The sequence below is a fragment of the Bradyrhizobium sp. Ken64 genome, from assembly GCF_055807555.1.
The window spans coordinates 50,355-57,569 of the sequence record NZ_JBVVPA010000030.1 but is presented as its reverse complement, the minus strand read 5'-3'; the positions used below and the strand labels follow the sequence as shown (position 1 = coordinate 57,569).

Here is a 7,215-nt window from a genome sequence, read left to right as displayed (position 1 = left end):
GTCATCGAATCATAGCAAAGCGGCTACGGCAAATGCCCGTTTAGACGAAAGATTCTCACCCTCTCAGGATGAGGCTAAGCGGCACCGGAGTCCGTTGAAACTGCTGCCGCACAACGCTGTCCTCATCCTGAGGGCCCGCCAGAGGCGGGCGTCTCGAAGGATGGCCGCAGCGAAGCACCGTCACGTCCGCGGACCCGGATTGTGTTATGTTGGGTCCAGCCAATCGGAGCAATCGTCATGTCGATGCAGAACGTGGCCGCCCCTGCGCTCGGCTTCACTCCGCCCAAGCGCAACGAGCTGACACACATCCCCGGCGACGAAGGCTGGCCGATCGTCGGCAAGACCTTTCAGGTCCTCGCCGACCCCAAGGGGCATATCGAGGCGAACGGCGCCAAATACGGCCTGGTCTATCGCACGCACTTCTTCGGCGAGACCAATGTCGTGCTGCTCGGCCCCGAGGCCAACGAGCTCGTGCTGTTCGACCAGCAAAAGCTGTTCTCCTCGACCCATGGCTGGAACAAGGTGCTCGGCCTGTTGTTTCCGCGCGGATTGATGCTGCTGGATTTCGAGGAACACCGGCTGCACCGCAAGGCGCTGTCGGTCGCGTTCAAGTCCGGCCCGATGAAGTCGTATCTGAGCGATCTCGACCGCGGCATCGCCGCCCGCGTCGCGCAGTGGAAGGCCAAGCCCGGCGAGATGCAGCTTTATCCGGCGATGAAGCAGCTCACGCTCGATCTCGCTGCGGCTTCCTTTCTCGGCGCCGATATCGGGCCGGAGGTCGACCAGATCAACCGCGCCTTCGTCGACATGGTCGCCGCCGCCGTCGCCCCGATCCGCCGACCGCTGCCCGGCACGCAGATGGCCGCCGGCGTCAGGGGACGCAAGCGCATCGTCGCCTATTTCCGCGAGCAGATTCCGCTGCGGCGCGGCAATCACGGCGGCGATGATTTGTTCTCGCAGCTCTGCCGCGCAACCCACGAGGACGGCGCGCTGCTCTCGGAACAGGACATCATCGACCACATGAGCTTTCTGATGATGGCGGCGCACGACACGCTGACCTCGTCGCAGACGTCGTTCATCGGCGAGCTCGCGGCAAATCCCGACTGGCAAGACAAGCTTCGCGCGGAAGTCATGGCGCTGGGGCTCGCCCCTGATGCGCCGAGCAGCTTCGGCGATCTCGAAAAGATGCCGCTGTCGGAGATGGCGTTCAAGGAAGCGCTGCGGATCAAGCCGCCGGTGCCCTCGATGCCGCGCCGCGCCATGCGCGATTTCAGCTTCAAGGGCTTTACGATTCCGGCCGGCACCGCGATCGGCGTCAATCCGCTCTACACCCACCACATGAAGGAGATCTGGCCGGAACCGGATCGGTTCGATCCGCTGCGTTTCACCGAAGAGGCCCAGCGCAACCGCCACCGCTTCGCCTGGGTGCCGTTCGGCGGCGGCGCGCATATGTGCCTCGGCCTGCACTTCGCCTACATGCAGGCCAAATGTTTCGCGCGGCACTTCCTGCAGAACATCGAGGTCTCGCTGGAGCCGGGTTACAAGCCCGACTGGCAGATGTGGCCGATCCCGAAGCCGGGCGACGGATTGCGCGTGCGGGTGAAGGCGGTTTAGCGCTCCATTTGCGTGTCCCGGACGCGCGAAGCGCGAGCCGAGACCCAGAATCGTGAGCCACGTTCCGTGCGAGAGATGGGCCCCGGCTCTGCGGAGCGGCACTTCGCGCCGCGCCGCGTCCGGAGCACGAGACCAACCTCCTACGCCCCCTGATCGAACGCCTTGCGCAGCGCCACATAGCCCTGCTGCTGCTGGCTCCAGTTGCGGCCGCCGGTCATCGCGCCGTCGATGACGAGGTCATGGCCATTGATGAAGCTGGATTCGTCGCTGGCCAGGAACACCGCTGCATGGGCGATGTCATCGGGAAGGCCGGCGCGCGGGATCGGCTGCGCGGTCTTGTAGATCTCGCGCATCACCGCGGGCGTCTTCTCCGCCGCGTCGGTCGAAAGCCCGAGCGCCTTGCCGAAAATACCGGTCGCGATGGCGCCGGGCGAGATCGAGTTGACGCGGACGTTGGATTCGCCGAGCTCCATCGCCACGCATTTGGTGAGATGGATCACCGCCGCCTTGGCCGCACCATAGACCATCGACGACGAGAAGCCGGCAAGACGGCCGGCGATGCTGCCATTGTTGATGATGCTGCCAAATCCCTGCTTCTTCATGTGCGGCGCGGCGTGCTTCATGCCGAGCATGACGCTGCGCACCAAGGTGGCCATCGCCGCGTCGAAGCGCTCGACCTCGAGGCCTTCGATGCCGCCGGTCTGCGCGGGGCCGCCGGCATTGTTGAACAGGCAGTCGATGCGGCCGAATTTGTCCACCGCGAGCGCGATCAGCGCCTGCATCTCCGCTTCGACCGTCACATCCGTCTGGCGGAAGACGCAATTCGCCCCGAGCTGCTTCGCCAGCGCCTCGCCTTCCGGTATACGCCGCCCCGCGATCACAATTTTGGCACCTTCGGCAACGAAGACTTCTGCAGTCCGCAACCCGATCCCGCTCGTCGCGCCCGTGATCACCGCGACCTTGCCATCCAGCCTGCCCATGGAATGTCCCTGTTTTCGAACCCCTTGACGCCAAATGGCGGACACCGATCGACGACGGCGCCAAGACGGTCGGCGCCGCAGCAGGCACTATTCCTGCCGGCTTCCGAGAAGGCAAGCTTTGCTTGGGGCCAGCGACATGCGTAACATTCCTGGCGACCGCTCGATTGTCGAACGCATATCGCGACCGGACTGCTTATGGGGAAGCTGATCGACGAATTCCGCAAGGGCTGGCAGGGCGTGGCACCGCCATCGCTCGGCCTGAGCCTTGCGTTTGCGGTCGCCTGCCTGCTGGTTGCGACGCTGGCGCGCTGGGCTCTCGCCCATGTGCGGCCCGACGTCTATTTCACGCCGTATTTCCCGGCCGTGTTCTTTGCGGCCGCGTTCGGCGGCTTCCGCATCGGCATCATCACAGCGCTGGTCGGCGGCGTGCTCGGCGTCGTTGTGAATTTCGGCGATGCCCTTGCCGATCACGCGCGATTCGCCCTGCTGGCGCTCTATTGGGCGGTCTGCGCGCTCACCATCTGGGGCGTCGAGCACTATCGCACGCTCCTCGTCGAGCAGCGCCGGATTTCCAGGCGCCTGATCGAAGAAGAAGACTACCGCAAGCTGCTGGTCGACGAGCTCCAGCACCGGCTGAAGAACAAGCTGTCGACGGTGCATGCGGTGCTGCATCAGGTGCTGCACGATCAGCCGCAAATCTGGGCCCGGATTGATCCACGGCTGCGATCGCTCGCCGCGACCGACGATTTGATTTCGCGGATCGACAAGGCCGGCTGCGACATTCGCGACCTCCTGATCTCCGAGCTCGGCCCTTACGGCCATGTCCGCTTCACGCTCAACGGCGAACGGCTGTTCCTGCCGCCGAAGCTTGCGGTCACGCTGTCCCTGATGTTTCACGAACTCGCCACCAACGCGGGCAAATATGGCGCGTTCTCCGCGCCGCGCGGCTTGTTGCAGGTGTCATGGACCGTCAGCGACGACCGCCTGACCGTGACCTGGGATGAAACCGAAGGCCCGAGCGTCGACAAGGTCTCCGAGCCGGGTTTCGGCACCAAGCTGTTGAAGTCGGCGCTGTCGGCCTTCGACGGCAAGACGGAGGTCTCCTATCTCAGGACCGGACTTCATTGCACCATGCAATGCCGAATCCCCAAGGACGGTTAGACACGGCGCAAACGAAACGCGTTCGCGTGCGCCGTTCGCGGTTTCGCCGGACGCGTTGACGCCCTGTTAATGACGATAGGCTGCGCGCGTCGCATCGCCGCAAAACACCACCGTAATTCTCCGGACCCCTTAACCAAACTTAAGAGGGAACCGCGCAAGATCGCGGTCATTGCAAAAGCGCGCTGAAACAACAAGATTCATGACTTCTATGAACGACAACAAATATTCCGGCGCGAGCGAAGCCGAACTCGGATTTCTCAAGGAAATCGTTAGAATGCTGCCTGCCGGCCTGACCGTGCAGGACGCACAAGGCGAACTTCTCCTGGTCAACGATGTCGCGGCCGCCCAGCTTGGCATGGACGGCAGCCGCCCCTCGCGCGATCTCGCGCCGCGCCAGGAAGCCTGCCGGCAGGCCCTCAGCTCCGGCCGTGCGGTCGTCGCCGAGGAAGCGCTCCACGACGGAGCCGCGCGCCAGGTGCTGCTGACCACTCATCGTCCGGTCCGCTTCGATGGACGCGAGCTGCTGATCTCGGCCTCCTCCGACATCACCGAGCAGAAGAATTTCGAGGACCAGCTGTTCCGCTCGGCCTATTTCGACGAGCTGACCGGTCTGCCCTCGCGGCGCGTGATCGAACATCGCGCCACCAGCCTGCTCGCGCAGGGTCGCGCCGGCGAGCGCTTTGCGCTCGCCTTTCTCGACGTCGATAATTTCAAGCACATCAACGACTATTACGGCCACGCGGTGGGCGATGCCCTGCTGGTCGAGCTGTCGAAGCGGCTTGGACGCGGCCTGCGCGACTCGGACATGCTGTCGCGCATCTCCGGCGACGAATTCCTGCTGCTGCTGTCGCCGATCCAGAACCAGGAGGAAGTCGCCGAATTCATGCAGTCGACGCTGGAGCGGCTGACCGCGCCGTTCTTCATCGACAATTCGGAAGTCTTCGCCTCGACCTCCGTCGGCATCAGCCTCTACCCCGATCACGGAAGCAGCTTCGAGACACTGCGTCAGAACGCCGACATCGCGATGTACCGCATCAAGAATGACGGCAAGGGATCGGCAGCCTTCTTCGACTCCAGCATGGAGCGCGAGGCGCTGGCCCGGATGAAGATCGAGCAGTCGCTGCGGCTCGCCATCCTCGAGAAACGCTTCTGCTGCGCCTTCCAGTCCAAGGTCGACATCCGCACGCAGGACGTGAAGGGCATCGAGGCCCTGGTGCGGCTGCGCGACGACGAGGGCGTGATCCAGGCGCCGGGCTCGTTCATCAATCTTGCCACCGAACTCGGGCTGATCGACGAGCTGACCCATCTCGTGCTCGCCGAGATCGTCAAGTCGATCGACCTGATCAACGAGACGTTCGGTGCGGAAGCGACCATCAGCATCAACGTCGCGGCCAAGCAGGCCGGCAACCCCGAGTTCATGCGCAGCTTTGCCCAGGCGCTCGACGACACCGGTTTCCCGCAGCGCTTCATGATCGAGGTGACGGAAGACGCCTTCGTCGCCAAGAATCATTTCCAGGCCGAGATCCTGCCGATGTTCCGCAAGCTCGGCGTCGCCATCTCGATCGATGATTTCGGGACCGGCTATTCCTCGCTCTCGGCGCTGGCCGACATCACCGCGGACGAGATCAAGATCGACCGCTCCTTCATCACCGATATCCATAAGCGTCCACGCAACCAGGGAATCTTGCGCGCGATCGAATCCCTGAGCGAAGCGCTCGGCATGACCGTGATTGCCGAAGGCATCGAATCTTACGAGGAGCTCGCCTACCTCCAGGCTGCGACCAAGATCCGTTACGCGCAGGGTTATTATTTCTCCCGGCCGATCTTCCTGGAGGAGCTGAAGCTCGCAACGCCCATCTCCAGCGAAGCACGCGCCAGCGTCACAAACCGCTCGACGCAACAGAACCGGCAGGGCTATTCGCGCGCGAACGGATACCGGCGGTAACTCGGGCCTGATCGTTACTTTGCAAGGCTTGAGCAACCCGGTCCACGGGTGAGGTCAACATTTGCATCTGCCGATTTCCTCGGCAGAAGCGATCCAGCGCGGCCGCGCCGGGACAATGTCACACATGCTCGTCGCGTGGTCCGCCGGAAGGTGGAATTGCAATGTCCGCACGGTTGTGCAAATCGCTATGGCCAAAGAATTCTTCAGGAGGGACCATCGTGCGCCGATCGCTCATCTTAGCAACAACCATCCTCGCCCTCGCCGCGGGCACCTCCGCACAGGCCGACGATCTCAAGGTCGCGCTGATCTATGGCAAGACCGGCCCGCTCGAGGCCTATGCCAAGCAGACCGAGACCGGCCTGCAGATGGGTTTTGAATACGCCACCAAGGGCACCATGACGCTCGACGGGCGCAAGATCGTCGTCATTACCAAGGACGACCAGGGCAAGCCCGATCTCTCCAAGGCCGCGCTCGCGGAAGCCTATCAGGACGACAAGGCCGACATCGCGATCGGCACGACCTCGTCGGCTGCGGCACTCGCGATCCTGCCCGTCGCCGAGGAGAACAAGAAGATCCTGATCGTCGAGCCCGCGGTCGCGGATCAGATTACCGGCGAGAAGTGGAATCGCTACATCTTCCGCACCGCGCGCAACTCGTCGCAGGACGCGATCTCGAACGCGGTCGCGATCGGCAAGCAGGGCGTCACCGTCGCAACGCTGGCGCAGGACTACGCCTTCGGCCGTGACGGCGTCGCCGCCTTCAAGGAGGCGCTCGGCAAGACCGGCGCGACGCTCGCCGCCGAAGAATATGCCCCGACCTCCACCACCGACTTCACCGCGGTCGGCCAGCGCCTGTTCGACGCGCTGAAGGACAAGCCGGGCCGCAAGGTGATCTGGGTAATCTGGGCCGGCGCCGGCAATCCGCTGGCAAAGCTCCAGGACATGGATCCGAAGCGCTACGGCATCGAACTGTCCACCGGCGGCAACATCCTGCCGGCGCTCGCCGCCTACAAGGGCCTGCCCGGCATGGAAGGCGCGACCTATTATTTCTACACGATCCCGAAGAACCCGGTGAATGACTGGTTCGTCGCCGAGCACCAGAAGCGCTTCAACGCGCCGCCGGACTTCTTCACCGCGGGCGGCTTCGCCGCCGCGATGTCCGTCGTCGCCGCCGTCACCAAGGCGAAGTCGACCGACACCGAGAAGCTGATCAGCGCGATGGAAGGCCTGGAGTTCGACACGCCGAAGGGCAAGATGATGTTCCGCAAGGAAGACCATCAGGCGCTCCAGAGCATGTATCACTTCAAGGTCAAGGTCGATCCGAATGTCGCCTGGGCCGTGCTCGAGCCGGTGCGCGAGCTGAAGATCGAGGACATGAACGTTCCGATCAAGAACAAGCGCTGAGTTTTTTGACTTCACCTCTCCCGCTTGCGGGAGAGGCCGGGAGAGGGCTCTGTCCTCTTGGGGGTTCTCGATTGCGGAGACACCCTCTCCCCAACCCTCCCCCGCAAGCGGG

The 7,215-nt window shown here is 63.6% G+C and carries 5 protein-coding genes; 4 read left to right on the top strand and 1 reads right to left on the bottom strand.

Annotation, left to right across the window (positions count from 1 at the left end; genetic code table 11):
* Positions 1 to 237 precede the first annotated feature (237 nt).
* Entirely contained in the window at positions 238 to 1,614 is a 1,377-nt protein-coding gene (locus AC0L2F_RS31935; RefSeq protein ID WP_473251101.1) for a cytochrome P450, read from the top strand.
* 140 nt (positions 1,615 to 1,754) lie between these two features.
* On the opposite strand, the gene AC0L2F_RS31930 is transcribed toward AC0L2F_RS31935, so the two are convergent.
* Complete coding sequence (locus tag AC0L2F_RS31930; protein WP_473251100.1) at positions 1,755 to 2,594, bottom strand: SDR family NAD(P)-dependent oxidoreductase; 840 nt, start codon at positions 2,592 to 2,594, stop codon at positions 1,755 to 1,757.
* Positions 2,595 to 2,789: 195 nt separating this feature from the next.
* On the opposite strand from AC0L2F_RS31930, the gene AC0L2F_RS31925 reads away from it, so the two are divergent.
* The 3 genes from AC0L2F_RS31925 to AC0L2F_RS31915 all read left to right on the top strand — a co-directional run bounded on the left by AC0L2F_RS31925 (position 2,790) and on the right by AC0L2F_RS31915 (position 7,103).
* Positions 2,790 to 3,755, top strand: a complete 966-nt coding sequence (locus AC0L2F_RS31925) for a sensor histidine kinase (protein ID WP_007616024.1) — start codon at positions 2,790 to 2,792, stop codon at positions 3,753 to 3,755.
* A 208-nt stretch (positions 3,756 to 3,963) separates the two neighbouring features.
* Positions 3,964 to 5,700 carry a putative bifunctional diguanylate cyclase/phosphodiesterase gene (locus AC0L2F_RS31920; RefSeq protein ID WP_473251099.1) on the top strand — a complete coding sequence of 579 codons (1,737 nt, stop codon included), beginning with the start codon at positions 3,964 to 3,966 and terminating at the stop codon, positions 5,698 to 5,700.
* 218 nt (positions 5,701 to 5,918) lie between these two features.
* On the top strand, positions 5,919 to 7,103 hold the full coding sequence (locus AC0L2F_RS31915; RefSeq protein WP_473251098.1) for a substrate-binding domain-containing protein: 1,185 nt from the start codon (positions 5,919 to 5,921) through the stop codon (positions 7,101 to 7,103).
* Positions 7,104 to 7,215 lie beyond the last annotated feature (112 nt).

Bases quoted from the DNA above. Each gene is read 5' to 3' on its own strand.
- AC0L2F_RS31930 (WP_473251100.1), bottom strand. From the start codon at position 2,594: ATGGGCAGGCTGGATGGCAAGGTCGCGGTGATCACGGGCGCGACGAGC.
- AC0L2F_RS31920 (WP_473251099.1), top strand. From the start codon at position 3,964: ATGAACGACAACAAATATTCCGGCGCGAGCGAAGCCGAACTCGGATTT.
- AC0L2F_RS31935 (WP_473251101.1), top strand. From the start codon at position 238: ATGTCGATGCAGAACGTGGCCGCCCCTGCGCTCGGCTTCACTCCGCCC.
- AC0L2F_RS31925 (WP_007616024.1), top strand. From the start codon at position 2,790: ATGGGGAAGCTGATCGACGAATTCCGCAAGGGCTGGCAGGGCGTGGCA.